This window comes from Streptomyces sp. NPDC096132, from assembly GCF_044763345.1.
Classification (GTDB): domain Bacteria; phylum Actinomycetota; class Actinomycetes; order Streptomycetales; family Streptomycetaceae; genus Streptomyces.
This window is the reverse complement of sequence record NZ_JBIWGA010000030.1, coordinates 1-21963: the sequence shown is the minus strand read 5'-3', so window position 1 is coordinate 21963 and position 21963 is coordinate 1. Positions and strand designations below refer to the sequence as shown.

The following is a 21963-nucleotide window of genomic DNA, read 5'->3' as shown; positions in this document are numbered from 1 at the left end:
GCCGCTCCCGTCCGCGTCAGCGGGGCGGGACGGGCTGATGGAAGTAGCCGTTCTTCCCCGCCTCCCGGTAGCCCTCCAGACCCTGGCCGTCGTTGACGGTCAGATCGCACGCGGCCTCGTCGGAGGTCGGCCGGTTCCAGTGGACCAGCGCCTTCACCTCGGGGAGCTTCTTCACGGCGGCGGGGATCTGGGTGTACCAGTCGCGCTGGCGCACCGGGTTGTCCGCGTCGGGTGCGGTGGCGTACTCCGCGAGCATGACCGGCTTGTCGTCGGTGACGTTCTCGCGCAGCCATTCGTAGCTGGGCCGCTGGCTGCGCAGGAAGTCCTTCCAGTCGCTGGTGCCGTGGCACTGGTAGTAGTTGTACTGGTCCATGGCGATCCAGTCGACGTACTCGTCCCCGGGGTACAGCGCCTTCATGTCCTTCGCGCTGCCGAGGTAGCCGGAGACGGTCCACACCCAGACGACGTTGTCGGCGCCCAGTTCCCGGAAACGGTCGCGCAGATGGCGGTACGCGGCGACGAACTCCTCCGGGGTGCCGGCGCCTTCCTTGATACGGGCGTCGGTCTCCTGGTCGAAGGACAGGAAGACGCGTTTGCCGTAGGCCTTGATGCGGCGGATCTGCGGATCGAGGATCTTCTCGTCGTACTTCCCCGAGGCGATGTTCTTCCAGCCGAGCTGGGTCTCGGTCCAGTTCTCGTGGTGCGGTTCGGTCCAGACGGTGGACTCCCAGGCGAGCATGAGCAGTCTGTCCCGGCCGAGGTCCTGTTCATCGGGGGTGAGGAGTTCGCCGTCGAGCTTCGTACCCGACATGTCGTGGTAGTTGTAGACGAGGTCGAGCCTGCGCCCGATCCGCTTCTCGAAGCCGAGCACGGCGTCCTTGAGGGAGCCGTTCGCGGCGTACGGCACGGCGGCGCCCCACCAGGCGCCGCAGGGCGGGACCAGTGTGTCGGTGGGGGCGCAGGCGCCGGTGGGCAGCGCGCCCGAGGCCGCGTTGTCCGGCAGGGGGTCCCCCGCGGACTCACGGTCGTCGGGGCGGCTGGCCCAGATGCCGAGCCCGGCGAGCAGCGCGGCCACCGCCACCAGGACGACGGCCGTGTACGAACGCCTCGCGCCCCCCATGTCACCCCCCGTACCGCTGCCGATCACACCCCGCACGCCGCTCCCCGTCCGGCCCCGCACACCGCTCCCCAGGTCGACCCGAATGTCCCTTGCCCCGCTGTCCCTTGCCCCGCTGTCCCTTGCTTCGCTGTTCCTTGCTTCGCTGTTCCTTGCTTCGCTGTTCCTTGCTTCGCTGTCCCATGTCCCGCTGTCCCTTGCCCCCTGCGACCCGGACGGCCCGCGTGCCCCGTGCCGCCGGTGCCTTCCGGTCATGTGCCGCTACCGCCGGAGGACCTGCGCCGTGCGGGTTCGACCGCGCCGCGCCGCGCGGCGGGCAGCGGCAGGCCCGGCAGGGCCGCAGTGACCGTGGTGAAGGCGGCGAGCGAGACGAGGAAGGCGATCATCGAGAAGCCCTCCACCAGGAACAGCGAGGTGGCGGCGAGCACGCCGAGCGAGAGGCTGATCGGCGCGGCGAGCGCGACCGCCTCCAGCCGGGCCCCGGAGGCCAGCCCGCCCGGCTGCGGGTACAGCGCCGCGCAGCCCGGGCCGAACAGGACGAACAGCAGCACCGGGATCCAGCGCAGCGGAGAGGGCCCGGGCACGGCGGTGGCGGCCAGCGCCAGCCAGCCCGAGGCCCCGACCAGGACTCTGAGCCGCGTCGAGGTGACCCGGATGCCCTTGGTCCCCTCGGTGTCCCCGCTGCCGGGGTCGGCGAGGTCGCCGGTGTTGCCGATGTCCGCGGAGTCTGTGCTCGTCACTTCGATCACCTTGGGGTCATGGATCGTGGTCAGTCATCGGGCGGCCGGCCGGTACTCCAGGACGACGCCGTACGGATGGCTCTCGACGGTCCTGAAGAGCGGTGAGGCGGACAGCTTCGACCGCAGGGTCTCGAAGCCGCCGGCAGGCAGCAGGCCCTCCCCGGCGGCGTAGATGTCCTGCGTGCGGGTGAGGACGACGTACGCCCTGGCGCCCCGCGGGATGCCGTCGGCGAGGTAGGAGACCGGGTCCTTCAGCATCTTCTCGTTCTCGGCCAGCGGCTGTTCGGCGAAGAACCAGTGGTCGAGCCGGTCGTAGCGGTGGAGCGCCTGCGGGAAGGAGCCGCTGGTGGCGAGGATCAGCGAGCCGTCGGGGGCGTGGTCGAGGGTTCTGGTGACCAGCGCCGTCTCCTCGGGCGGCGTGTAGAACATCCGCTCCTTGCCGTAGTACGACGGCAGGAAGCCGGCCAGCAGTACGAGCAGCACGGCCGGCAGGACGAACGCCGAGGTCTTGCGCCACCGTGCCCGCGCCTTGGTGCGAAGGCTTCCCGCGACCGCGGGCACCAGCGTGGCGGCGGCGAAGAAGGCCGCACCGGGCAGGGCGAACAGGTACACCCGGAAGAGCATCTCGCCGCCGTAGTCGTTGACGGCGAACAGCGGTACCGGGGCGACGGACACCAGCAGCAGCGGCAGCGCGCTGCGGGTCAGCCGGCGCCGCAGCACGACGGCGGTCCCGGCGAGCACGGCGACCAGGAGCACCATCACCACGTTGGCGGTGCCCGCGAGTTCGGGTCCGGGCCCGGTGAGCTGGCCGGCGTAGCCCGCGCGGGAGTTCTGCGTCAGCTCGCCGATCGACTTCCTGATCGTGGCGAGCGTCTCGACGAACAGCGGCCGCCCCATGGTCAGGTCCCAGGTGAGCATCAGCAGCGCGGCGACGATCAGCAGCCCGTAGTTGCGGTAGCGGCGGGTGAAGCTGAGCGCGAGCAGACAGATGGTGAGCATCACCGGGGTGAGCTGGTGCGTGGCGTTGATGGCGGCGATCAGCGGGGCGAGGATCACCACGCAGATCGCGCGCTGCCGGTTCCCCGTCGGCGGCGGCACGGGAGCGGCCACCGGGTCGAGGAAGGTGCGGTCGCGCAGCCGTCCGGCGGAACCGGGCCGCACGAAGTGCCGCAGCACCACCGCGAGGACCGTCAGATGCAGCAGGTACGCGAGGGCCTGCGGGGCGAAGTAGTCCTGGCCCACCCAGTTGGCGAGCTGGAAGATCCACACGGCGGTCCAGATCAGCCGCCAGTCCTCGCAGAACGTGCGGTAGATCAGCACGAGCACCGGCATCATCAGCAGACCGACGACGATCGGCGCCCAGTTCGCGTACGCGGCGGCGCTCTCCACGCCGAAGGCGCGCACCAGCCCCGCGTTGAGCGTGAAGAAGCCCGGCCACTGGTCGTACGCCGACATGTTGCCCGACAGTGCCGCGCCCGGCCGCAGCTCACCGTTGGCGAGCAGCGTGTCGACGATGGCGTCGTGCTTGGAGGCCCACGGGTAGCGGATCGCGTCGTAGAGGATCGCCGGTGGCGCCTTGAGCGCGAACAGCAGCGCGGCACAGTGCGCGGCCGGCCACCAGGGCGCGGTGCCCGCGCGCCGCAGACTGAGGACGAAGCCCGCGGTGAGGACCAGCAGCGACAGGTAGTAGGCGACCGGGAGCTTGTCCAGCAGGCCGTAGTCGCCCATCTCCCGGAAGCCGATGCGGGGCAGGGAGTACCCCCACAGCCCGCTGGCCAGCAGCAGCGTCAGCAGCCCGGCGTCGGGCGCACGGCGCGGGAGACGCCACGGCCCGCGGTCACCGCCGGTGGCGAGGCCGGGAGGGGGCTGCACGCTGCTCTCTGTGCTCGGTACGGACACATGTTGCTGCATGCCGAGGCTCCCTCCCCCAGGCCAACTATAGGAATTACGTCTGTTTTTCACATCAAAACAGTCAGATCGATCTTCAACGGGATCTTCAGGGACCTCAGCGGGACCCCGGGGCGGCGCCTCAGCCGGCGAAGACCGGCCCTCGTACGACGGCGCGGGCGCACCGGTACCACCGCCAGCCCACCGTCCTCGCCCCGTCCCGGTACGGGGCCACTCGCGCCCCGCGTCCCGCCAGCCAGCCCTCGACATCGGCGACGGTGTGGCTCCGCCGCACGATGAGCCGGGCGATGCGGTAGTGCTCGTCGCGGTCCGAACTGAGCGCGTGGCGTACGGCGGTGGCCGTCTCGTACCCGGCGGCGGCCGCCATCCGCCGCACCCGGCCGCTGTTGTAGCCGTGCGGATAGGCGAGATGGCGGACGCGGTGACCGAGGGCGTCCTCCAGCACCGCGCGGGACGCCCGCAGTTCCCGCGCGAGCGCCCGGGGCGCGAGGGTGTCCAGCTGGGCGTGGGTGACGGTGTGGCTGCCGACCTCCATGCCGTACTGCTCCAGCCCCGCCGCCTGCTCCAGCGTCATCATCGGCGCGGGCGGCAGCAGACTCCGCCCGCCCGCCGTGATGGCGCCGGTGGTGAGGTAGGCCGTGGCGGGCAGCCCGCGCCCGGCCAGCGCCTCGGCGGTCGGACCGGGCAGGTCGGCGAACCCGTCGTCGAAGGTGAGCAGCACCGGCCGGGGCGGCAGCGGCGCCCGGCCCGCGAGGTGGTCGGCGAGCGCGCTGATCGTGACGGGCGTACGGCCGCTGTCGACGACGGCGTCCAGATGCTCGCCGAACTGCTTCGGACTGACGGTGAACTCGGCGATCCAGTCCGGCGGTTCCTCCATCACGGCGTGGTACAGGAACACCGGGATGGCGGCCGTGCAGGGCCCGTCTCTGTGCGCCCCCGCCGTCATCGCGCCGCCCCCCGCAGCGCGCGCCGGGCCCGCAGATAGCCGACCGGGCCGTACAGCATGCCGCGCCGCTGGAGCCGGGACAGCCGGCCGGGCCAGGTATGCGTGCGGTCGTCGTGCCCACCGGGCGCGCCTTCTGCTGCCGTCCCAGCCGGGCCGGCCCCGGTCGTCAGTGCCTCCCGGCTCGCGGTCAGCGTCCGCGCGTACGCCAGACCCCGGGGCAGCCGGGCCAGGAACGCCGGGAGCAGGCCGGGGCGGTTGACGAGGATCGCGGTGAGGTAGGCGGTGAGGCCGGCGCCGTAGCCGTACGCCTGGGTCTCCAGGTCGCGCCAGGTCTCCCGGTGGTGGTGCCAGACCAGGGCGTACGGCGTGTAGTGCAGCCGGTGACCCGCGGCGAGGACGCGGACGAACCCGTAGAGGTCGTCGCCGCCCCGCGCGAGCGTGCCCGCGCCGGTCGCCGGGTCGAAGCCGCCGACCGCGCGCAGGGCGTCCGTACGGAAGGCCATGTTGGCGCCGGAGCCGAAACGGCCCGCGGTGAACGGGAACAGCGGCTCGCCGGCGGGCGGGTCGGCGGGGTCGTACGTGCGGGGCGCGAAGCCCTTCGCGAAGCCGCCGTGGCTCTCCAGCAGGACCTGGGCCGGGGTGCGCAGCCGGGCCGGCAGGATCAGGCCGGTGGCGCAGCCGAGGCCGGGGTCGGCGGCGAAGGGCGTGGTGAGTTCGGTGAGCCAGCGCGGGTCGGCCACGACGTCGTCGTCGGTGAACGCGATCACCTCGCCGTGCGCGGCCGCGACACCCGTGTTGTGCGCGACGGCGAGACCGGGCACCGGCTCGGTCACGTACCGCACGCGCTCGGCGTACTTGCGCTCGACCAGCTCCCGGGTCGCGTCCGTCACCGGCGCGTTGTCGACGACGACGATCTCGAAGTCCGGGTGGTCCTGGGCGAGGAGGGAGTCGAGGGCGTGGGCGAGCTGTTCGGAGCGTTCCCGGGTGGCGATGACGACGGTGGCCGGCACCACGCCCGGCACGGCCGCCGCGGGAGCGGGTGCCGCCGCCAGGCGGGCCGTCAGGCCGACGAGGACCGTCCTCGGATCGGCGCCCTCGGGTATGTGCCCGAGAAGCGTCCCCACCGGCCGGCCACCCCTCCTCACCAGCACGAACACCTCGCCGTGCGTGACGGGCGGGCTGCCCGGTCCGGGTTTCGGCCCGCCCCCGTCGTCCAGCTCCAGCTCGGCGATCTGCACCGGTCTGATGCCGAGGAACTCCTGGATCTCCTGTTGTGCACGTGTCGCGCGGAACATGAACCCCCCTTGTGTCATGACCGTCTGGCCCGTCCAGGCCGTCCGGCCCGTCCCGGCCGTCCGGCCCGTCCCGGCCGTCCGGCCCGTCCAGGCCGTGTGGCCGTCCCGACTGTCCGGCCGTCCCGACTGTCCAGCCGTCCCGACTGTCCGGCCGTCCCGACTGTCCGGCCGTCCCGACTGTCCGGCCGTCCCGGCTGTGTGGCCGTCGCGGCCGTGTGGCCCGTCCCGGTCGTGTTGGCTGTCAGGAACGGCGCAGCCGCCCCGCGCCCTTCAAGGTCCGTGCGGCCAGGGCCGCGAGCCTCGGCCGGCCGCGTACGAAGTGGTGCGCGCGGCGGGACGGCTCACGGCTGAGCCAGTGGAGCGCGGCGCCCACCCCCGGACGCGTCCACGCTCCCTCGTACACGGGAATCTCCCCCGTCTTCAGCGAGTCCTTGTACTCGGCCGCCCCCCGCCCCAGGTCGAGCAGGCCGATCCCCTCGGCGGCGGCCGCCTCGGCCATCCGCAGATGCAGCACCAGACCCGGCGAGTACTTCGAGAACTCCGTGTCGTACGACGGGAACCAGCAGGCCAGGACGGTCGCCGACCGCAGCCCGAAGTGGGCGGCGATCGGCTCGCCGCCGGCGTAGAGGACGGACAGTGTGCCGGAGCACTCCGGCGCGCGCGTCTCGTGCAGCGTGTGCACGAGACGGGTGATCCAGTCCTGCGCGAACCGGTCCCGGCGCCCGGTCCTGCGGTACTGCGCCGACTTCCACGCCATGAGGGTGCGCAGCGCGGCCGGGTCGCGTTCGTCGAACACGAACCGCAGCTCGCCGACCTGGCGGCCGAGCCTGCGCTCCTTGGCGAGGGTCGTCTTCAGGAACTTCGGCGACTGGGCCCGCAGGACGGACTCGTACGTCTCGTAGCCCTTCTCCACGTCGATGACGTAGGAGGTGTACTCCGCGGCCGCGTGCGGCACGAACAGCCCCTGTTCCGCCTCGAGGTTGTCGAAGGCGAAGCTGGACAGGGAAGAACCCCGCATCAGTTCGTCGACGTTCAGCCCGAGGCCCGGCGCCAGTACGGCGCCCTGCGCGTCCGAGACGCCGTACGCGAGGGCCTGGCCCTGGCCGAGCCCGCCGCGCTCATGGGGCAGGAAGCCGACCGGCTCGCGCCCCTCGTACACCACCGCCACACGCGCGCGTGACCGCACGCGGCCCACGGCGTCGGTGAACTCCGGTTCCATGAAGGGGTTGCGCGGCGCGGTCGACATGGCGCGCAGCGCGCGCCACCGCTCCCGTTCCCCCTCGCCGAGATCCTCCGGCCTCAGCACACGGATACGCCCACTGCTCAACCTGACCCCCCGATCAAGTCCCCCCTGGACACATGGACGGTACCGCTCCAGACCGGGCGCACGGTAGGTAGCGAAGCATGTTGTTGCCAACCGGTACAGAGGCCTTTAACCGGTCGCTACCCGGCGATGCGGTGGAAAGCCATTTCTCGCCACTCTCGCCATTTCTCGCCCGGCCGATCCCCTCCATCCCGGGCATCAACAGCGATCGGTCAACAAAAGAAGGGGAGTTGACACAAGAGGGCCGGACTCCGTCCTGGTCCGGTTCAGGTCGAGTCCGGCGGGTGCGGGATCCGTATTCTCTGATCATGGCCGCACCCATCGCATACGCCGAGCGCACCGCGTACTCCCTCATCGCCACCGACCTGGACGGAACGCTGCTGCGCGGCGACGACACGTTCTCCGACCGGTCGCTCGACGCGCTCGCGCGGGTGGCGGCCGCCGGGGCGCGCCACCTGGTGGTGACCGGCCGCCCCGCGCCCCGCGTACGCCCGTTGCTCGACCGCCTGCACAGCAGGGGGCTCGCGGTGTGCGGACAGGGCGCGCAGTTGTACGACGCCGGCGCGAACCGTCTGCTGTGGTCGGTCACCCTGGACCGGGAACTCGCGGAGACCGCGCTGGGCAAGATCGAGGCCGAGGTCGGGCAGGTGTACGCGGCCGTCGACCAGGACGGCGTCGACGGGCTGACGCTGATCGAGCCGGGCTACCGGATGCCGCACCCGACCCTGCCCGCCCTGCGCGTGGAGCGGCGCGACGACCTGTGGTGCGAGCCGATCAGCAAGGTGCTGCTGCGCCATCCCAGCCTGTCCGACGACGAACTGGCGGCGACGGCCCGTTCGGTGGTCGGCTCGCTCGCCACCGTCACCATGTCGGGGCCGGGCACGGTGGAGCTGCAGCCGTGCGGGATCACCAAGGCGACGGGGCTGGCCCTGGCCGCCGAGCATCTGGGCCTGCGGCCCGAGGACACCCTGGCCTTCGGGGACATGCCCAACGACATCCCGATGTTCGACTGGGCCGGCCGCGGTGTCGCGATGGCCAATGCCCACCCGGAGCTGAAGGCGGTGGCCGACGAGGTGACGACGCCGAACGAGGACGACGGCGTGGCCGTCGTCCTCGAACGTCTCTATCCGTAGCGGCTCGGCTCAGTACGCGCCGAACACGTTATCCGTAGCGGCTCGGCTCAGTACGCGCCGAACACGTTGTCGATCGAGCCGTAGCGCGCGGCCGCGTAGTTGCAGGCGGCGGTGATGTTCGCGACCGGCTCGTAGGGGTCCCACGACGTGCCGGACACGTGGTACGCGTTGAAGGTCGGGTCGATCACCTGCAGCAGGCCCTTGGACGGGGTGCCGGCGGCCGCGTTGGAGTCCCAGAGGTTGACGGCGGACGGGTTGCCCGAGGACTCCCGCATCACGTTGCGGTAGATGCCGTTGTAGGTGCCCGGGATCCCGTGCTGCGCCATGACCTGGAGCGACGCGCGGATCCAGCCGTCGAGGTTGTTGGCGTAGCCGAGGCTGGTGGCGGTGGTCACGGTCGGGGTGGCCGCGGAGGCGGCGGTCGCGCCGAAGAGCGGGAGGGCGAGCACGGTGACGCCGGTGGCGGCGACGGCGAGCGTGCGGGCGAGGCGGCGGGAGCGGCGGGGCTGAGCGGGCATGGCGAAGTTCCTCTCCGTCGCCTGCGAGGTGAGCTGTCGGGTTCGGGCGGGAGCTGCCCGGCCGTGTCCTCGCGGACACGACTTCACCCCGAGCCGTCCCGTTGTGTCCGGTACATGTCCAGAGACATGGCCGGGCGCATCGGGTGCGGCGACTTACCTGGTTCCCCCGCTCCTGCCGTGGTCTTCTCGGTGGGTGTCCGGGCGGTGGCAGGATTCGGCGTCCGCCCGACAGGCCGGGAACGTATGCGAGAGCACATGTCCGGAACAAGTGGCGGATTCACAGTTCACCCCTATTGACCTTGATCTGTGCTCTATGAGGTGCTTGATCCTTTGTTGCTGCAAAGTGTCAACTCGCTTGAGCGGCACGAGGTGTCGGGGCGCCGCGAAGGGGAACCGGAAGGGGGGCGGTTGGGCCGGGCGAGTGAGCCAACTCACCAGCGATCACAAGAGGGGTGAATCGGGCAATAAACCCAGATGGCGGCTTAAGGGGTGCCCCTTCTCATAGGGCCTGTCCGGGCTGTCACCGTGGGGGCTCGCGGTGATCGAAACATGACCGGATACGCTGACTTGAGTGAGCGCAGAGACCTATCGACAAACCGCGTAGTCGCTTGTAGACACCAGCAGACAGGAGACCCCTCGTGACCGTCGTCGAGCCGTTTGGGCTGAACGTGCGGGACCAGGCTCTCGAAGCCGATGTCCAGGCCGGACTGGCGGCTGTCGAGGAAGGCTTGCTCGAGGCCACCAAGAGTGAGGTGCCGTTCATCACCGAGGCGGCCCAGCACCTGCTGCGGGCCGGCGGGAAGCGGTTCCGGCCGCTGCTCGTGATGCTCGCGGCGCGGTTCGGTGACCCGTACGCGCCGGGGATCGTCCCCTCGGCCGTCGTGGTCGAGCTCACCCATCTGGCCACTCTGTACCACGACGACGTGATGGACGAGGCCGCGGTGCGGCGCGGGGTGCCCAGCGCGAACGCCCACTGGGGCAACTCGCTCGCCGTCCTCACCGGCGACTTCCTCTTCGCGCGCGCCTCGCACATCCTGGCCGACCTCGGCCCCGAGGCGGTGCGGGTGCAGGCGGAGGCGTTCGAGCGGCTGGTCACCGGCCAGATCCTGGAGACGGCGGGCCCGGTCGACGGCCGTGACCCGGTCGACCACTACCTCGACGTGCTCGGCGGCAAGACCGGCTCCCTCGTGGCGGTGTCCTGCCGCTTCGGCGCGATGATGTCGGGCGCCGACGAGACGGTGGTGGACGTACTGACCCAGTACGGGGAGCGGCTCGGCGTCGCCTTCCAGCTCGCCGACGACGTCCTCGACATCGCCTCCGACTCCCACGAGTCGGGCAAGACACCGGGCACGGACCTGCGCGAGGGCGTCCCCACCCTTCCGGTGCTGCGGCTGCGCGAGCGCGCGGCCCAGCAGAAGCTGCCCGAGGACATCGCGCTGTGCGAGCTCCTCGACTCCGACCTGAGCGACGACGCCAAGCTCGCCGAGGCGGTCGCGGCCCTGCGCGCCCACCCGGCGCTGGAGCAGGCCCGCCGCGACACGGTGCGCTACGCCGAGGAGGCACGGGCCGCGCTGGCACCGCTCACGGAGTGCGACGCGAAGGTGGCCCTCATGGGACTCTGCGACGCGGTGGTCCACCGAGCCGGCTGACCCGCCGACGCCGACCTCACCCCCGCTCCCGCGGTCGCCGGCCACGCTCGGGGCGGCGACCCCTACGGGTCGGGGGACCCCGTCGTCCTCCGTGTCATACCGCAGGTGTACGCGGAGTTGAGTCCATGGGTTGACGCTTCCTCATGGGGCATTTGGTCAGATGGGAATCACGGAAAACACCACTCCTCACCGATTCGGGTGAGAATGGCGGCACGGGGTGGGGACGTTCAACGTGAGATGACCAGCCGCCGCCGACGACGGAGGTAAGGCACACATGGCACCGAACGCATCCGACGACAGCATGACCGCCGAGGAGACGGACGACCTGCGCGTCGGGCGGCGCAAGGCCGTGCGGTACGTCGTCCCGGTGACCGTGATCGGCGTCGCCGCGGCGACGATCGGCCTGGTCCCGGCGCTCGCCGACTCCGGCGACCCGGACCTGCCGAAGATCACCGCCCAGCAGCTCCTCGACAAGATCGCCGCTTCGGACGTGCAGCAGCTGTCCGGCACCGTGAAGATCAGCACCGACCTGGGCCTGCCCGACCTCGGCGGGCTGGAGAGCGGACTGCTCTCCGGGGCCGCGGGCAACGGCGGTGACGGATCGTCCGCCGACCCCTCGGCCAAGCTCACCGAACTCGCCTCCGGCACCCACACCCTGCGCGTCGCCGCCGACGGCCCCGACCGGCAGAAGCTCTCCCTGCTGGAGAACGCCGCCGAGTACAGCCTCATCCACAACGGCAAGGACGTCTGGGGCTACGACAGCGCCTCCAACGAGGTCTACCACTCCACCACCGACGAGAGCGCGAAGGACGGGGCTCGGACCCCCGTACCGGCCACGCCCAAGGACCTCACCGAGGACGCCCTCAAGGCGGTCGACGACACCACGTCCGTCACCGTCGACGGCACCGTGCACGTGGCGGGCCGCGACGCCTACAAGCTGCAGATCAAGCCGAAGCAGTCCGGTTCCACGGTCGGCGCGATCAGCGTGGCGGTGGACGCGAAGACCGGGCTGCCGCTGAAGTTCACGCTGACCCCGGCGAGCGGCGGCGCCGCCGTCGTGGACGCGGGCTTCACCCAGGTGACCTTCGCCAAGCCGGCCGCCTCCACCTTCGACTTCACCCCGCCCAAGGGCGCGAAGGTCACCGAGGCCGACGACGCCGGGGCGACGTCGGAGCACTCCGGCAAGCCGGGCGCGTCCGACGAGGACCTCGCCAAGGACCTCGAAGGCCTCGACGGCCTCACCCCCGCCGAGGAGGCCGAGGGCTTCGACGTCCTCGGCGAGGGCTGGACCTCCGTCGCCGTCCTGGAGACCGGCGGCAAGGGCGTCCCCTCGGACTCCGAGCTCAACTCCGAACTCGGCTCGGACGCCGGCGGCGCGCTGAGCGGCTTCCTCGGCTCCTTCGGCGACAAGGTGAGCGGCAAGTTCGGCTCCGGTACCGTCTTCTCCACCCGCCTGATCAACGCCCTGGTCACCGACGACGGCAAGGTCTACGTCGGCGCCGTCACCAAGGACGCCCTGGTGAAGGCGGCGGACTCGGCGAAGTAAGTACCTACGGAGCCGGTGGACGGTGGATGAAGGGGGAGCCCATGACCGACGAACCCGTCATCCACACCCACGCCCTCACCAAGCGCTACCGCGGCGGCCAGCTCGCCGTGGACCGCCTGGACCTCACCGTCCCGGCGGGCAGCGTCTTCGGCTTCCTCGGCCCGAACGGCTCCGGCAAGACCACCACGATCCGCATGCTGATGGGCCTGATCGAGCCCACGTCCGGCACCGCGCGCGTCCTGGGGCAGCCCGTGCCCCGGGCCGCGCGCAGAGTGCTTCCGCAGGTCGGCGCGCTGATCGAAGGGCCTGCCCTGTACGGCTTCCTCTCCGGCCGCGACAACCTCCTGCGCTACGACGCCGCCGACCCGACCGCCGACCCCCGCACCCGGCGCACCCGTGTCGCCGCGGCGCTGGAGCGGGTCGGGCTGACGGCCGCGGCCGGCAAGAAGGCGAAGGCGTACTCGCTCGGCATGAAGCAGCGGCTGGGCCTCGCCGCCGCCCTGCTCCAGCCGCGCCGGCTCCTCGTCCTCGACGAGCCGACCAACGGCCTCGACCCGCAGGGCATGCGGGAGATCCGCTCCCTGGTGCGGGAGCTGGCCTCGGACGGCACCACCGTGTTCCTCTCCTCCCATCTCCTCGACGAGATCGAGCAGGTGTGCACCCACGCCGCGGTGATGGCGCAGGGCCGGCTGATCACACAGGGCGCGGTGGCCGAGCTCGCGGCGGGCGCGCGCGGCCGGCTGGTGGTGACCACGCCGGACACCGCCGAGGCGGAGCGGGTGCTGAAGGAACAGGGCGCGGCGGACGTGACCGTCGGAGAGGACCGGGTCGCCGCCGAGCCCCCGGAGCGCGATCTCGCCGAGGTGAACGCCGCCCTGGTGACGGCCGGCGTCCGCGTCCGCGGCTTCACCGTCGAACGGGCCTCCCTGGAGGACGCGTTCGTGGCACTCACGGGGGAGGGGTTCGATGTCGCAGGCTGAAGCCGACGCCGTACCGGAGGCACCGGCAACCGCCTCACGCGCCCCCGGCCCGCTGTGGACCCTCGGTCTCCTCCGCAGCGAACTCCTCATCACCTTCCGCCGCTGGCGCACCCTCGCCCTGCTGGGCGTCCTGGCGGCCGTGCCGATCCTGGTCGGCATCACCGTGAAGATCGAGACCGGCGACAGCTCGCCCGGCGGACCCGGCGGCGGAGGCGAGGGCGGCCCGGCCTTCATCGCCCAGGTCACCAACAACGGCCTGTTCCTGGTCTTCACCGCGCTGGCCGCGACCCTGCCGTTCTTCCTGCCGATGGCGATCGGCGTCGTCGCGGGCGACGCGATCGCCGGCGAGGCGAACGCCGGCACCCTGCGCTACCTCCTCGTCGCCCCCGCCGGCCGCACCCGTCTCCTCCTCACCAAGTACGCGACCGTGCTCACCTTCTGCCTGGTGGCCACCCTCGTCGTGGCGGTCTCGGCGCTGACCGTCGGAGCAGTGCTGTTCCCCCTGGGGGACCTCACCACCATCTCCGGTACGACGATCAGCTTCGCCGACGGTCTGGGCCGGGCCCTGCTGATCGCCCTGGTCGTCGCCGCGTCACTGGTCGGCGTGGCGGCGCTGGGCCTGTTCGTCTCCACGCTGACCAGCAGCGGCATCGCGGCGATGGCGACCACCGTGGGCCTGCTGATCACGGTCCAGATCCTCGACCAGATCCCCCAGCTCCACGCGATCCAGCCGTACCTCTTCTCCCACTACTGGCTGTCCTTCGCCGACCTGGTCCGCGACCCGGTCTACTGGGACGACCTGGTGAAGAACCTCGGCCTCCAGGCCCTGTACGCGGCGGTGTTCGGCTCGGCGGCCTGGGCGCGGTTCACGGTGAAGGACATCACGGCCTGACCCGCGCTCAGACGGCCTCGTGGAAGTAGCGGGCGAGCGGTGCCTCCCGCGCGAAGAACGACTTCGCACCCGCCAGCGCCTCCGTGTCGCCGAGTACGTCACCGGGCTTGCTGCCGTTGCCGAGCAGGACCCCGCCGAAGTACATCCCCAGATACGCGGCCGAGTTGTTGAGCGTGCCGATCAGCGGATCGGCGACGGAGGGCTCCGGGTCGGCGAGCACGGTCACGCCCCAGAGCGTGCGCCCGGCCATCGTCGCCTTGAAGTCGACGCCGGGGGTGCGCAGCCAGCCCGACCAGTGGTCCAGATAGCGCTTGACGTGGGTGGAGACCGAGTACCAGTACAGCGGCGAGGCGATGACGACGTCCGTCGCGGCCAGGGTCGCGTCGAGCAGCAGCGCGAGGTTCCCCTCCGTGGGCCGGACGTGGTCGCTGTCGTGCCGCAGGTCCTCGAACTCGGGCAGCGGATACTCGGCCAGGCTGATCCACGTCTGCTCGACACCGGGGCCCAGTTGCTCGGCGGCCCGGCGGGCCAGCGCCTCCGTGTTGCCCTCCGTACGGCTGCTGCCCAGTACGAACAGAAAACGGCGGTCCATGGATCCCCCAGACAGTCGGCGTGCGGCGATAACGCGCTCCTGCACTATATGCGCACGCAATGATTTCCGGGAAGAGTGGTCTCGGCCGCCCGCGCCACCACCAGCAGCAGTTCCTCCCGCCCCCGCGCGGCGACGACCTGGACCCCCACCGGACAGCCATCGACGCCGACCCCCGCCGGAAGGCTGACCGCCGGATGCCCACTCAGGTTGAACGCCCAGGTCAGCGCGGTCGAGTAGCGCTTCCCGGGGCCCTCGTGACCGTGCGCCGCGTTCGGTGTGGTCGGCGTCAGCAGCAGGTCGGCCCGGGCGAAGAGAGCGGCCAGCCGCCGATCGTTCACCTCCCGGATCCGCCCCGCCTCACCCGGGTCGGCCACCGCCCGCCCCCGCAGCGCGAGCCAGGCGGGTGCGGGATCCTCCAGCCGCAGCGGCGGGTCGCCCGGCAGCAGCCGTACGACCCCGGCGCCGGCGAGGCGCCCGACGGCGGCCCGAGCGAGGGCCAGGGGCTCGGGATCGGGGACGGAGGAGGCGAAGCCGAGGCCGGGGGAGAAGAGGGCGGTGACGGGGAAGCGCACCGCTTTCTCGGCCGCCGTGGGACGCGCCGTTTCCTCGGCCGCCGTGGGACGCGCCGTTTCCGCGGCCGTCGTCGGACGCGCCGTTTCCTCGGCCGTCGTCGACAGCTCCGCTCCCGCGGCCGTCGCAGAACGCACCGCTTCCGCGGCCCCCGTGCCCGTCATCGCCCGCCAGTACGCCTCCGCGTCCGCCGCGCACCGCACGAGCACCCCGGGTGCGGCGAGACCCGTACGGTCGGGGGACGGCAGCCGTCCGTTCGTCGCCTTCAGACCGATCACCCCGCACCAGGCCGCCGGGATCCGTATCGAGCCCGCGCCGTCGCTGCCGGTGGCCAGCGGCACCAGCCCGGCCGCCACCGCCGCCGCGGACCCGGCCGAGGACCCGCCCGGTGTGCGGTCGGCCCGCCAGGGGTTGACGGTCCGGCCGTGCGCGCCGAGGCCCCAGGTCTGCCAGGGTGTCCCGGGCCCAGGCACCGCCGTCATCCCCACGGGCACGCACCCCGCGGCCAGCAACGGCCCCGCCGCCCGCAGCCCGTGCCGCCCCTTGACCCCGATCGGCACCCCGGCCAGCGGCAGCCGCTCACCCGCGCCGACCCGCACATCCACCGCACGCGCGCGTTCGACCGCCTCGCCCTCCCACACCTCGGCGAAGGCGCTCAGGGACGGGTCGACCCGCGCGATCCGCCGCAGTGCCTCCGTGACCACGTCCACGGCCCGCAGCCGCCCCTGCCGTACGGCCGAGGCGATCTCCACCGCGGACGGCGGCGCCCCCGGCGTCACCCCGCTCAGCGTCTCACCCCCGTCAGCCGGACCAGTGCCTCCGTCTCCCGGGGCGGCCCCCCGCCCAGCTCGCCGAGGCGCCACTCGGGCACCCACGGGACGCGGTAGACGTCGATGACCGACTCGATGACCCGCATCCGCTGCACCAGCGGCCGCGGCAGCCGCCCCGGCGCGTCCGCGACCAGGACCACCGCGTCCAGGTCGAGCCCCGGCGGGGCCTCCCCGCGCCGGAAGACCTCCAGGGCCCGCAGGGCGGACTCCAGCCCGGCCGCGTGGGTACGCGCCACGAGCAGGACGGACGGGGGATCGCCGGGGGCGGGCCAGCCCCGTCCGCAGTCGTGGCCGCCGTAGACCGCCGCGAGCGTGGAGGCGCCGGCCCCGCCGTGGGTGGCCAGCCAGGAGAAGCGCCGGGGAGCGGCGGTGGCGGCGGACGCGTACGGTCCCGGTACCGGCTCCGGTACGGGAACCGGCCCGCGGAGCCAGATCTCCGGACCCCGCTGCCCCGACCCGCCCGGCCCCGACCCCCGCTGACCCTCCGTCGTCTCCGTCGTCCCCGTCGTCCGCATGGCCGTGGCCCTCCTCCTGTTCGCCGTCCTCCGGGGCGCCCCCGGGACGCCGGGCGTGGGTTCCTGGAACGATGCTGTGACGTCGTGGTGACGCCGCGGCCGGGAGCGAGCGGAGAAACTCAACAGTACGTGTACGCGTACGCGCACCTGGACGACCGGAGCGTGACGACGCATCCGAGTGAGGAACCGATGTCTCGACTCAGCCGCGAGAAGAAGCGGGAACAGAACCACGCCGGGCGGCCGGCCGCCGTGGTCGCACCGCTCGACGTCCACGTCCGTGCGGGCGGACCCGCGACCATAGGCGGTGTACCGGTCACGGCGACCGACGGCGAGGAGATCCAGCACGCCGTCCTGGGTCACCTCCATCGCATCGCCCTCGCCACCGGACATTCCGTCCTCGCCACGGTCCACGACGAACGCATCGGCTATGTCGTCCCCCTCCGCGTCGACCCCGACGGCTCCAGCCACTTCACGGCCGAGCCCCTGCGCAACACGCCGACCCCGCCGACGGAGCGGCGGGACAAGCCCACCCACGTCCTACGGCAGGTGCACGCACCGGAACCGCGGGACGACATCCCGCAGCACGACATCTCGTGGGACGACACCCATCTCCCGTCCGTGCCCCCGGCGCAGACCTCGGCCCCGGCCCCCGGCACGGCCGTAGCCCCCACGGGAGTCTTCGGCCCGCCCCCGACGATGGACGGGCACCCGGAGCCCGAGCCGACCGCGGCCCCGGAGCCCGCCACCGACCACCGCGCCCCGGCCCCCGAGCCGGCGCTCAAGCCTCTCCTCACCCACGCCCCCGATCCGCAGGCCGACGCCGACGCCGACGTCAACCCCGGCTCCGACGCCGACCCCAAGCCCACCCCCGCCCGGGGTTTCGACGCCGTGGCGGAGGCGGTCCTCGGGGACGACCCCCGCACCCTCCCCGGCGACGGCGGAGGTCCCGCCCTCCTCGGGGAGCCGATGGCGCAGATCAATGAGGCCGTGCGGTCGGGCCGGATCGACGTGGCCGCCGGACTTGCCGAGCGGACCGTGCTGGAGGCCTCGGGAACGCTGGGGCCGGAGCACCCCGAGGTGCTCCGGCTCCGTGAACTCAGCGCGTACATCGCCTACTTGGCGGGCGACCCGCTCCGCGCCTTCCACGTCTCCCTCGACCTGGCCCGGATCCGCCGCCGCGCCCGGGACGGAGAGGCCGCGTACGGCAACGTCCAGAGCGCGGCCGCGGCCTGGCGTGCCGTACGCGATCCCCTGCAGGGTCTGAACCTGGGGACCGAGCTCCTCGGCCTGTGGACGGAGCTGACCACCGAGGTCGGACCGGCCGCCGACGACGTCGAGCAGCTGGAGTCGGCCCGCGCCCGTATGGTCCGGCTCGCCGAACGGGCCCGCAAGGCGGGCCTGTAGGGCGGGCCTGCAGGGCCGGGGTCAGGAGGACAACGTCCACACCGCGTACGCAGCGGCGTCCGCGTTGCGGTCCAGGGCCGTGTCGTTGATGTTGGCGGTGGTGTCGCAGGAGGAGTGGTAGCAGCGGTCGAAGGCCTGCCCGGCCGTGCCGCCCCACTTGGCCGCCTGCGCCGCCGTCTTGACGTAGTCGGCACCGCTGAACAGGCCGCCCACCGGAACGCCCACGTTCTTGAAGGGCGCGTGGTCGGAGCGGCCGTCGCCCTCGGTCTCGATCTCCGTCGCGACGCCGAGCCCGGCGAAGTAGTCCTTGAAGGTCTTCTCGATGGTCGGGTCGTCGTCGTAGACGAAGTAGCCGGGGTTCGGCGAGCCGATCATGTCGAAGTTGAGGTACCCGCTGATGCGGGAGCGGTTCGCCGAGGAGAGGTTGTTGACGTAGTACCGCGATCCGACCAGGCCCAGCTCCTCGGCGCCCCACCAGGCGAACCGCAGGTGCTTGGTGGGCTGGTAGCTCGCCCGGGCCACGGCGAGGGCGGTCTCCAGGACGGCCGCCGAACCGGAGCCGTTGTCGTTGATGCCCGCCCCGGACGTGACGCTGTCGAGGTGGGATCCGGCCATGACGACCTGGTTGGTGTCTCCGCCGGGCCAGTCGGCGATCAGGTTGTAGCCGGTGCGGCCGGAGGAGGTGAACTGCTGGATGGTGGTGGTGTATCCGGCGGCGTCCAGCTTGGCCTTCACATAGTCGAGCGAGGCCTTGTAGCCGGTCCGGCCGTGGGCGCGGTTGCCGCCGTTGGCGGTGGCGATGGACTGCAGCTGGGCCAGATGGGCCTTGACGTTCGCCACCGGGATGTCCGGAGCGGCGGCGAGCGCGGCGGACCCGGGCGCGGGCGCCGCGCCCGCTATGGATCCTCCAGTCAGGAGCATGACAATCGAAGCGGCGCCGACGGCGGCCGTACGCCGGGAAAAGAGGAGCTTCATGTGGGGGGCTCCGAATTCCTCGGGAACCGCCGGATCACAGCGATTCCACAGTGAATGGGGTCCCAGGATGGTGAACTGCCCGCTGACGGCACGTCAAGAGCGGTAACTGGACAGCGGATTCACATACCGGACACCGGGACCCTCTTCGGCGCCCCCTGGGGCCGGGTCCAAACGACAGGCCCTAGTGCACGCAGAACTCGTTCCCCTCCGGGTCCGCCATCACCACCCACTCCCCGGACGGTTCCTTCACCTCCCGCAGGACACTCGCCCCCAGCGCCGTCAGCCGCTCGACCTCGGCGGCTCGCTGTCCCGCCCCGGGGTGCAGATCCAGATGGAGCCGGTTCTTGACGGTCTTCGCCTCCGGGACCCGCTGGAACAGCAGCCGCCGCCCCAGCCCGGTCCCGCTGCCCGTGTCGTACGGATCCTCCGGATGCCGTACGGCGATCAGGTCCCGGAAGGCGGGCCGGCCGTGGAACTCCACGGTCGCCGCCCCCGGCAGCGCACCGGCCGCCAGCAGCTGCTCGATGAGCGCGCTGTTGTCCTCCACCGCGTAGTGCAGCGCCCCGGCCCAGAAGTCGGCCTGCGCATGCGGATCGGCGGCATCGATGACGAGCTTCCAGTGAACGGGCGCGGGTGTCTCAGTCATACGGCCCACTTAACCAGCAGCCACTGACACTCAGCCGAGCATCTGGGCCGAGCCCTGCAACATCAGCCCGTCTGGGGGTGCCCCCTCTGGGGGAGTTTGAGGACGAGGCCCGTTCAGGGCCGAACGGGGGTCTGGGGGCGGAGCCCCCAGGTCAGGCGTCCACCGCAGCGGACGGCGCCTGAGTGACCTGTCGTACCTCGACGCCCCCCTTCGGCCGACGCGCGGAGCGCCACGCATCGGCGGTCAGCAGCACCAGCGCCAACCACACCAGCCCGAACCCGGCCCACCGCTCGGCCGGCATCTCCTCGCCGAAGTACACAACGCCCAGCAGGAACTGGAAGACCGGCGCCAGATACTGCAGCAGCCCCAGCGTGGACAGCGGCACCCGGATCGCCGCCGCACCGAAGCAGACCAGGGGCAGCGCGGTGACGATGCCGGTCGAGGCGAGCAGGGCCGCGTGGCCGGTGCCCTCGGTGGTGAAGGTGGAGTCGCCGTGCGCCGACAGCCACAGCAGATAGCCCAGCGCGGGCAGGAACTGGACCGCGGTCTCGGCGGTGAGCGACTCCACCCCGCCGAGGTTGACCTTCTTCTTCACCAGGCCGTAGATGGCGAAGGAGAAGGCGAGACAGAGGGAGATCCACGGCGGACGGCCGTACCCGATGGTCAGCACGAGCACCGCGGCGACACCGACGCCGACGGCCGCCCACTGCACGGGCCGCAGCCGCTCCTTCAGGATCAGCACGCCGATCGCGATGGTGACGAGGGGGTTGATGAAGTACCCGAGCGAGGCCTCCACCACGTGCCCGGAGTTCACGGCCCAGATGTAGACGCCCCAGTTCACGGTGATGACGGCCGCCGCGATCACCACCAGCCCGAGCCGGCGCGGCTGCCGCAGCAGCTCCCCGGCCCACGCCCAGCGCCGGATGACGGCCAGGGCCGCGGCGACGAAGGCGAGGGACCACACCATGCGGTGGGCGAGGATCTCCACCGCCCCGGCGGGCTTGAGCAGGGGCCAGAACAGGGGGACGAGCCCCCACATCCCGTACGCCGCGAAGCCGTTCAGCAGGCCTATCCGGCCCTCACCCCTCGACGACCCGGCCACGGGCGCCCCTCCTTCTCACGTCCTCGTACGCGTCCACGCACGCGTGCACGAAGGTAACGCCGAGCACCCCCGGCTGTCATGCCCGTATCGGCATACGGTCATGACAGCCGGGGGTGGGGTCGTCCGGGGACCTCTGGAAGGGTGTCAGCCCTTGAGCGCGGCCGTGATCGCCTCCGCGAGCGGGGTGGTCGGGCGGCCCGCCAGCCGGGACAGGTCGCCACTGGAGACGACCAGCTCGCCCTTCTCGATCGACGCGTCGACACCGGCGAGGATCGCGGCGAACGGCTCGGGCAGCCCCGCGCCGGTCAGGATGCCGACGAGCACCTCGGCGGGCACGGAGTTGTAGGCGATCTCCTTGCCGGTCTGCTTGCTCAGCTCGGCCGCGTACTCCGCGAAGCTCCACGCCTCGTCGCCGCCCAGCTCGTACGTCTTGTTCTCGTGGCCCTCGCCGGTCAGCACGGCGACCGCGGCGGCCGCGTAGTCGGCGCGGGAGGCGGAGGACACCCGGCCCTCACCGGCGGCCGCGACGACGGCGTTGTGCTCCAGGACCGGCGCGAGCTGCTCGGTGTAGTTCTCGTGGTACCAGCCGTTGCGCAGCAGCGCGTACGGCACGCCGGACGAGGTCAGCGCCTGCTCGGTGGCGCGGTGGTCGTCGGCCAGCGCGGCCTGCAGCGTGCCCGGCGCGCTGGTGTACGCCAGCAGCGCGACTCCGGCCGCCTTCGCGGCGTCGATGACGACCTGGTGCTGCCCCGGCCGGCCCTTGTCGAACTCGTTGCCCGAGATCAGCAGCACCTTGTCGCCGGCCGCGAACAGGCCGTCGAAGGTCTCGGGGGCGTTGTAGTCGGCGATCGCTATCTTCACGCCGCGGGCGGCGAAGTCGGCGGCCTTGGCCTCGTCGCGCACGACCGCCGTGATCTGGTCCGCCGGGACCTTCTCCAGCAGCTGCTCCACGACGTGGCGGCCGAGGTGTCCGGTGGCTCCGGTGACGACGATGCTCATGGCTCAGGAACTCCTAGTGGGGGTTGCGGGTCTCCACTAACCCTAAGAGTGGCGCTAACTCAGCGAAAGTACCCACTTCAAAGTAAGGTACTGGTGCAGAGGTAAGTAAGGCTGGACCTGCGACAAGGCCCGGGACCCATGTGCTGAACGGTCCCGGGCCTCGCCTCTTGGGGTCGCCTTCGGCGGCTCAGCCGAGGACGGTCCAGGTGTCGCCTCCGGCCAGGAGTGCGGCGAGGTCGCCCTTGCCCTGTTGTTCGACGGCGGTGTCGAGTTGGTCGGCCA

Annotated in this window: 20 protein-coding genes and 1 riboswitch; of the genes, 6 read left to right on the top strand and 14 right to left on the bottom strand. The window is 72.0% G+C overall.

Going from position 1 to position 21963, the window contains the following annotated elements; genetic code table 11:
* Positions 1–16: 16 nt before the first annotated feature.
* The 6 genes from ACIRF9_RS43455 to ACIRF9_RS43430 all read right to left on the bottom strand — a co-directional run bounded on the left by ACIRF9_RS43455 (position 17) and on the right by ACIRF9_RS43430 (position 7312).
* Complete coding sequence (locus tag ACIRF9_RS43455) at positions 17–1120, bottom strand: glycoside hydrolase family 26 protein (RefSeq protein WP_403834443.1); 1104 nt, start codon at positions 1118–1120, stop codon at positions 17–19.
* A 248-nt stretch (positions 1121–1368) separates the two neighbouring features.
* Entirely contained in the window at positions 1369–1857 is a 489-nt protein-coding gene (locus ACIRF9_RS43450; protein WP_403834441.1) for a hypothetical protein, read from the bottom strand.
* Between the two features lie 33 nt (positions 1858–1890).
* The gene (locus ACIRF9_RS43445; RefSeq protein ID WP_403834439.1) at positions 1891–3768 is read right to left on the bottom strand and encodes a hypothetical protein; all 1878 of its coding nucleotides are present in this window, start codon (positions 3766–3768) and stop codon (positions 1891–1893) included.
* A gap of 118 nt (positions 3769–3886) precedes the next feature.
* On the bottom strand, positions 3887–4642 hold the full coding sequence (locus tag ACIRF9_RS43440; RefSeq protein WP_403834437.1) for a polysaccharide deacetylase family protein: 756 nt from the start codon (positions 4640–4642) through the stop codon (positions 3887–3889).
* Between the two features lie 65 nt (positions 4643–4707).
* Positions 4708–6006, bottom strand: coding sequence for a glycosyltransferase (locus tag ACIRF9_RS43435; RefSeq protein ID WP_403834435.1), 1299 nt, complete (start codon positions 6004–6006; stop codon positions 4708–4710).
* Positions 6007–6247: 241 nt separating this feature from the next.
* Complete coding sequence (locus ACIRF9_RS43430; RefSeq protein ID WP_403834432.1) at positions 6248–7312, bottom strand: GNAT family N-acetyltransferase; 1065 nt, start codon at positions 7310–7312, stop codon at positions 6248–6250.
* Between the two features lie 326 nt (positions 7313–7638).
* On the opposite strand from ACIRF9_RS43430, the gene ACIRF9_RS43425 reads away from it, so the two are divergent.
* On the top strand, positions 7639–8463 hold the full coding sequence (locus ACIRF9_RS43425; protein WP_403834430.1) for an HAD family hydrolase: 825 nt from the start codon (positions 7639–7641) through the stop codon (positions 8461–8463).
* A 47-nt stretch (positions 8464–8510) separates the two neighbouring features.
* Here the strand turns inward: ACIRF9_RS43425 and ACIRF9_RS43420 are convergent, their stop codons facing one another.
* On the bottom strand, positions 8511–8981 hold the full coding sequence (locus ACIRF9_RS43420) for a transglycosylase SLT domain-containing protein (RefSeq protein ID WP_403834427.1): 471 nt from the start codon (positions 8979–8981) through the stop codon (positions 8511–8513).
* 3 nt (positions 8982–8984) lie between these two features.
* Positions 8985–9211, bottom strand: a riboswitch (cyclic di-AMP (ydaO/yuaA leader).
* A gap of 408 nt (positions 9212–9619) precedes the next feature.
* On the opposite strand from ACIRF9_RS43420, the gene ACIRF9_RS43415 reads away from it, so the two are divergent.
* The 4 genes from ACIRF9_RS43415 to ACIRF9_RS43400 all read left to right on the top strand — a co-directional run bounded on the left by ACIRF9_RS43415 (position 9620) and on the right by ACIRF9_RS43400 (position 14048).
* A complete protein-coding gene (locus tag ACIRF9_RS43415) occupies positions 9620–10630 on the top strand; it encodes a polyprenyl synthetase family protein (protein ID WP_403834424.1) in 1011 nt (336 codons plus the stop codon).
* A 274-nt stretch (positions 10631–10904) separates the two neighbouring features.
* Complete coding sequence (locus tag ACIRF9_RS43410) at positions 10905–12176, top strand: outer membrane lipoprotein carrier protein LolA (RefSeq protein WP_403834421.1); 1272 nt, start codon at positions 10905–10907, stop codon at positions 12174–12176.
* Positions 12177–12217: 41 nt separating this feature from the next.
* Positions 12218–13156: an ABC transporter ATP-binding protein gene (locus ACIRF9_RS43405; RefSeq protein WP_403834418.1), complete on the top strand. Its 939-nt coding sequence runs from the start codon at positions 12218–12220 to the stop codon at positions 13154–13156.
* Positions 13143–14048, top strand: a complete 906-nt coding sequence (locus tag ACIRF9_RS43400) for an ABC transporter permease (protein ID WP_403834416.1) — start codon at positions 13143–13145, stop codon at positions 14046–14048. The genes ACIRF9_RS43405 and ACIRF9_RS43400 overlap by 14 nt, the downstream gene beginning before the upstream one ends.
* A 7-nt stretch (positions 14049–14055) precedes the next feature.
* Here the strand turns inward: ACIRF9_RS43400 and ACIRF9_RS43395 are convergent, their stop codons facing one another.
* Genes ACIRF9_RS43395 through ACIRF9_RS43385 form a run of 3 tightly spaced genes read right to left on the bottom strand, consistent with a single transcriptional unit; the run spans position 14056 to position 16555 of the window.
* A complete protein-coding gene (locus ACIRF9_RS43395; RefSeq protein WP_403834413.1) occupies positions 14056–14640 on the bottom strand; it encodes a flavodoxin family protein in 585 nt (194 codons plus the stop codon).
* Positions 14641–14684: 44 nt separating this feature from the next.
* Positions 14685–15989, bottom strand: coding sequence for an amidase (locus ACIRF9_RS43390; RefSeq protein WP_403834410.1), 1305 nt, complete (start codon positions 15987–15989; stop codon positions 14685–14687).
* 5 nt (positions 15990–15994) lie between these two features.
* Entirely contained in the window at positions 15995–16555 is a 561-nt protein-coding gene (locus ACIRF9_RS43385) for a DUF6668 family protein (protein WP_403834407.1), read from the bottom strand.
* A gap of 189 nt (positions 16556–16744) precedes the next feature.
* On the opposite strand from ACIRF9_RS43385, the gene ACIRF9_RS43380 reads away from it, so the two are divergent.
* Entirely contained in the window at positions 16745–17959 is a 1215-nt protein-coding gene (locus tag ACIRF9_RS43380; protein ID WP_403834405.1) for a tetratricopeptide repeat protein, read from the top strand.
* Positions 17960–17980: 21 nt separating this feature from the next.
* Here the strand turns inward: ACIRF9_RS43380 and ACIRF9_RS43375 are convergent, their stop codons facing one another.
* The 4 genes from ACIRF9_RS43375 to ACIRF9_RS43360 all read right to left on the bottom strand — a co-directional run bounded on the left by ACIRF9_RS43375 (position 17981) and on the right by ACIRF9_RS43360 (position 21681).
* Complete coding sequence (locus ACIRF9_RS43375; protein WP_403834402.1) at positions 17981–18934, bottom strand: M28 family metallopeptidase; 954 nt, start codon at positions 18932–18934, stop codon at positions 17981–17983.
* Between the two features lie 181 nt (positions 18935–19115).
* Positions 19116–19580 (bottom strand): VOC family protein, encoded by a 465-nt coding sequence (locus ACIRF9_RS43370; RefSeq protein ID WP_403834400.1) that lies wholly within the window; start codon positions 19578–19580, stop codon positions 19116–19118.
* 151 nt (positions 19581–19731) lie between these two features.
* A complete protein-coding gene (gene rarD, locus ACIRF9_RS43365; protein WP_403834398.1) occupies positions 19732–20682 on the bottom strand; it encodes an EamA family transporter RarD in 951 nt (316 codons plus the stop codon).
* A gap of 144 nt (positions 20683–20826) precedes the next feature.
* Positions 20827–21681 carry an SDR family oxidoreductase gene (locus ACIRF9_RS43360; protein WP_403834395.1) on the bottom strand — a complete coding sequence of 285 codons (855 nt, stop codon included), beginning with the start codon at positions 21679–21681 and terminating at the stop codon, positions 20827–20829.
* Positions 21682–21963: the final 282 nt, after the last annotated feature.

What these genes read in the sequence shown, in the direction of transcription:
- ACIRF9_RS43455 (WP_403834443.1), bottom strand. Translation starts at nt 1,120, where the DNA reads ATGGGGGGCGCGAGGCGTTCGTACACGGCCGTCGTCCTGGTGGCGGTG.
- ACIRF9_RS43445 (WP_403834439.1), bottom strand. Translation starts at nt 3,768, where the DNA reads ATGCAGCAACATGTGTCCGTACCGAGCACAGAGAGCAGCGTGCAGCCC.
- ACIRF9_RS43440 (WP_403834437.1), bottom strand. Translation starts at nt 4,642, where the DNA reads ATGGAGGAACCGCCGGACTGGATCGCCGAGTTCACCGTCAGTCCGAAG.
- ACIRF9_RS43435 (WP_403834435.1), bottom strand. Translation starts at nt 6,006, where the DNA reads ATGTTCCGCGCGACACGTGCACAACAGGAGATCCAGGAGTTCCTCGGC.
- ACIRF9_RS43425 (WP_403834430.1), top strand. Translation starts at nt 7,639, where the DNA reads ATGGCCGCACCCATCGCATACGCCGAGCGCACCGCGTACTCCCTCATC.
- ACIRF9_RS43420 (WP_403834427.1), bottom strand. Translation starts at nt 8,981, where the DNA reads ATGCCCGCTCAGCCCCGCCGCTCCCGCCGCCTCGCCCGCACGCTCGCC.
- ACIRF9_RS43410 (WP_403834421.1), top strand. Translation starts at nt 10,905, where the DNA reads ATGGCACCGAACGCATCCGACGACAGCATGACCGCCGAGGAGACGGAC.
- ACIRF9_RS43405 (WP_403834418.1), top strand. Translation starts at nt 12,218, where the DNA reads ATGACCGACGAACCCGTCATCCACACCCACGCCCTCACCAAGCGCTAC.
- ACIRF9_RS43400 (WP_403834416.1), top strand. Translation starts at nt 13,143, where the DNA reads ATGTCGCAGGCTGAAGCCGACGCCGTACCGGAGGCACCGGCAACCGCC.
- ACIRF9_RS43395 (WP_403834413.1), bottom strand. Translation starts at nt 14,640, where the DNA reads ATGGACCGCCGTTTTCTGTTCGTACTGGGCAGCAGCCGTACGGAGGGC.
- ACIRF9_RS43385 (WP_403834407.1), bottom strand. Translation starts at nt 16,555, where the DNA reads ATGCGGACGACGGGGACGACGGAGACGACGGAGGGTCAGCGGGGGTCG.
- ACIRF9_RS43380 (WP_403834405.1), top strand. Translation starts at nt 16,745, where the DNA reads ATGTCTCGACTCAGCCGCGAGAAGAAGCGGGAACAGAACCACGCCGGG.
- ACIRF9_RS43375 (WP_403834402.1), bottom strand. Translation starts at nt 18,934, where the DNA reads ATGAAGCTCCTCTTTTCCCGGCGTACGGCCGCCGTCGGCGCCGCTTCG.
- ACIRF9_RS43370 (WP_403834400.1), bottom strand. Translation starts at nt 19,580, where the DNA reads ATGACTGAGACACCCGCGCCCGTTCACTGGAAGCTCGTCATCGATGCC.
- ACIRF9_RS43360 (WP_403834395.1), bottom strand. Translation starts at nt 21,681, where the DNA reads ATGAGCATCGTCGTCACCGGAGCCACCGGACACCTCGGCCGCCACGTC.